Genomic DNA, 3,465 nt, shown 5'->3' with positions numbered 1-3,465 from the left:
AAAACAAAACCCCAACTGCTTTCGCAATTGGGGTTTCGGAATTTAATCTTGACGATGACCTACTCTCACATGGGGAAACCCCACACTACCATCGGCGATGCATCGTTTCACTGCTGAGTTCGGGATGGGATCAGGTGGTTCCAACGCTCTATGGTCGTCAAGAAATTCGGGTACTGACTCGTGACCTTGTGGTCTCGCTTCAGCAAATTGGGTATGTGACAGCCAGGTGTTTTGTGAACATCGAACTTTCGGTTCGTTTCGTCTTCACACACCGCAATCTGGTCTCTTCGACGCAAATTGCTTGGGTGTTATATGGTCAAGCCTCACGGGCAATTAGTATTGGTTAGCTCAACGCCTCACAGCGCTTACACACCCAACCTATCAACGTCGTAGTCTTCGACGGCCCTTCAGGGAACTCAAGGTTCCAGTGAGATCTCATCTTGAGGCAAGTTTCCCGCTTAGATGCTTTCAGCGGTTATCTTTCCCGAACATAGCTACCCGGCAATGCCACTGGCGTGACAACCGGAACACCAGAGGTTCGTCCACTCCGGTCCTCTCGTACTAGGAGCAGCCCCTCTCAAATCTCAAACGTCCACGGCAGATAGGGACCGAACTGTCTCACGACGTTCTAAACCCAGCTCGCGTACCACTTTAAATGGCGAACAGCCATACCCTTGGGACCGGCTTCAGCCCCAGGATGTGATGAGCCGACATCGAGGTGCCAAACACCGCCGTCGATATGAACTCTTGGGCGGTATCAGCCTGTTATCCCCGGAGTACCTTTTATCCGTTGAGCGATGGCCCTTCCATACAGAACCACCGGATCACTAAGACCTACTTTCGTACCTGCTCGACGTGTCTGTCTCGCAGTCAAGCGCGCTTTTGCCTTTATACTCTACGACCGATTTCCGACCGGTCTGAGCGCACCTTCGTACTCCTCCGTTACTCTTTAGGAGGAGACCGCCCCAGTCAAACTACCCACCATACACTGTCCTCGATCCGGATAACGGACCTGAGTTAGAACCTCAAAGTTGCCAGGGTGGTATTTCAAGGATGGCTCCACGCGAACTGGCGTCCACGCTTCAAAGCCTCCCACCTATCCTACACAAGCAAATTCAAAGTCCAGTGCAAAGCTATAGTAAAGGTTCACGGGGTCTTTCCGTCTAGCCGCGGATACACTGCATCTTCACAGCGATTTCAATTTCACTGAGTCTCGGGTGGAGACAGCGCCGCCATCGTTACGCCATTCGTGCAGGTCGGAACTTACCCGACAAGGAATTTCGCTACCTTAGGACCGTTATAGTTACGGCCGCCGTTTACCGGGGCTTCGATCAAGAGCTTCGCGTTAGCTAACCCCATCAATTAACCTTCCGGCACCGGGCAGGCGTCACACCCTATACGTCCACTTTCGTGTTTGCAGAGTGCTGTGTTTTTAATAAACAGTCGCAGCGGCCTGGTATCTTCGACCGGCATGAGCTTACGGAGCAAGTCCTTCACCCTCACCGGCGCACCTTCTCCCGAAGTTACGGTGCCATTTTGCCTAGTTCCTTCACCCGAGTTCTCTCAAGCGCCTTGGTATTCTCTACCCAACCACCTGTGTCGGTTTGGGGTACGGTTCCTGGTTACCTGAAGCTTAGAAGCTTTTCTTGGAAGCATGGCATCAACCACTTCGTGTTCTAAAAGAACACTCGTCATCAGCTCTCGGCCTTAAGATCCCGGATTTACCTAAGATCTCAGCCTACCACCTTAAACTTGGACAACCAACGCCAAGCTGGCCTAGCCTTCTCCGTCCCTCCATCGCAATAACCAGAAGTACAGGAATATTAACCTGTTTTCCATCGACTACGCTTTTCAGCCTCGCCTTAGGGACCGACTAACCCTGCGTCGATTAACGTTGCGCAGGAAACCTTGGTCTTTCGGCGTGGGTGTTTTTCACACCCATTGTCGTTACTCATGTCAGCATTCGCACTTCTGATACCTCCAGCAAGCTTCTCAACTCACCTTCACAGGCTTACAGAACGCTCCTCTACCGCATCACCCGAAGGTGATACCCGTAGCTTCGGTGTATGGTTTGAGCCCCGTTACATCTTCCGCGCAGGCCGACTCGACTAGTGAGCTATTACGCTTTCTTTAAAGGGTGGCTGCTTCTAAGCCAACCTCCTAGCTGTCTAAGCCTTCCCACATCGTTTCCCACTTAACCATAACTTTGGGACCTTAGCTGACGGTCTGGGTTGTTTCCCTTTTCACGACGGACGTTAGCACCCGCCGTGTGTCTCCCATGCTCGGCACTTGTAGGTATTCGGAGTTTGCATCGGTTTGGTAAGTCGGGATGACCCCCTAGCCGAAACAGTGCTCTACCCCCTACAGTGATACATGAGGCGCTACCTAAATAGCTTTCGAGGAGAACCAGCTATCTCCGAGCTTGATTAGCCTTTCACTCCGATCCACAGGTCATCCGCTAACTTTTCAACGGTAGTCGGTTCGGTCCTCCAGTTAGTGTTACCCAACCTTCAACCTGCCCATGGATAGATCGCCCGGTTTCGGGTCTATTCCCAGCGACTAGACGCCCTATTAAGACTCGCTTTCGCTACGCCTCCCCTATTCGGTTAAGCTCGCCACTGAAAATAAGTCGCTGACCCATTATACAAAAGGTACGCAGTCACAGAACAAAGTCTGCTCCCACTGCTTGTACGCATACGGTTTCAGGATCTATTTCACTCCCCTCTCCGGGGTTCTTTTCGCCTTTCCCTCACGGTACTAGTTCACTATCGGTCAGTCAGTAGTATTTAGCCTTGGAGGATGGTCCCCCCATATTCAGACAAAGTTTCTCGTGCTCCGTCCTACTCGATTTCATGACTAAGAGATTTTCGCGTACAGGGCTATCACCCACTATGGCCGCACTTTCCAGAGCGTTCCGCTAATCTCAAAGCCACTTAAGGGCTAGTCCCCGTTCGCTCGCCACTACTAAGGGAATCTCGGTTGATTTCTTTTCCTCAGGGTACTTAGATGTTTCAGTTCCCCTGGTTCGCCTCTTGCACCTATGTATTCAGTACAAGATAACCATCTTATGATGGCTGGGTTCCCCCATTCAGACATCTCCGGATCAAAGTCTGTTTGCCGACTCCCCGAAGCTTTTCGCAGGCTACCACGTCTTTCATCGCCTCTGACTGCCAAGGCATCCACCGTATGCGCTTCTTCACTTGACCATATAACCCCAAGCAATCTGGTTATACTGTGAAGACGACATTCGCCGAAAATTCGAATTTCTCAACTAAGAGAACTCACAAATTTTACCTTAGCCTGATCCGTTACCAGTGAAAGTAACGTTCAGTCTATCTTTCTATCACATACCCAAATTTTTAAAGAACGAACTAGTCAAAGACTAGAAATCAACATTCATCATCATCTTGATGGAATGCTCATTTCTAAGCTTTATACAAGAGAAGCAGTAGTGGTGGAGCCAAG

2 rRNA genes are annotated in these 3,465 nt (G+C 50.6%); both read right to left on the bottom strand.

The window, feature by feature from the left end:
- Nucleotides 1–46: 46 nt before the first annotated feature.
- Nucleotides 47–162, bottom strand: a 5S ribosomal RNA gene (gene rrf / locus H8F23_RS28545).
- A 150-nt stretch (nt 163–312) separates the two neighbouring features.
- Nucleotides 313–3,206, bottom strand: a 23S ribosomal RNA gene (locus H8F23_RS28540).
- Nucleotides 3,207–3,465: the final 259 nt, after the last annotated feature.

The sequence above is a fragment of the Pseudomonas neuropathica genome, from assembly GCF_015461835.1.
Classification (GTDB): Bacteria; Pseudomonadota; Gammaproteobacteria; order Pseudomonadales; family Pseudomonadaceae; genus Aquipseudomonas; species Aquipseudomonas neuropathica.
The sequence above is the reverse complement of the archived record's forward strand: the minus strand, read 5'-3'. Positions and strand labels throughout refer to the sequence as shown.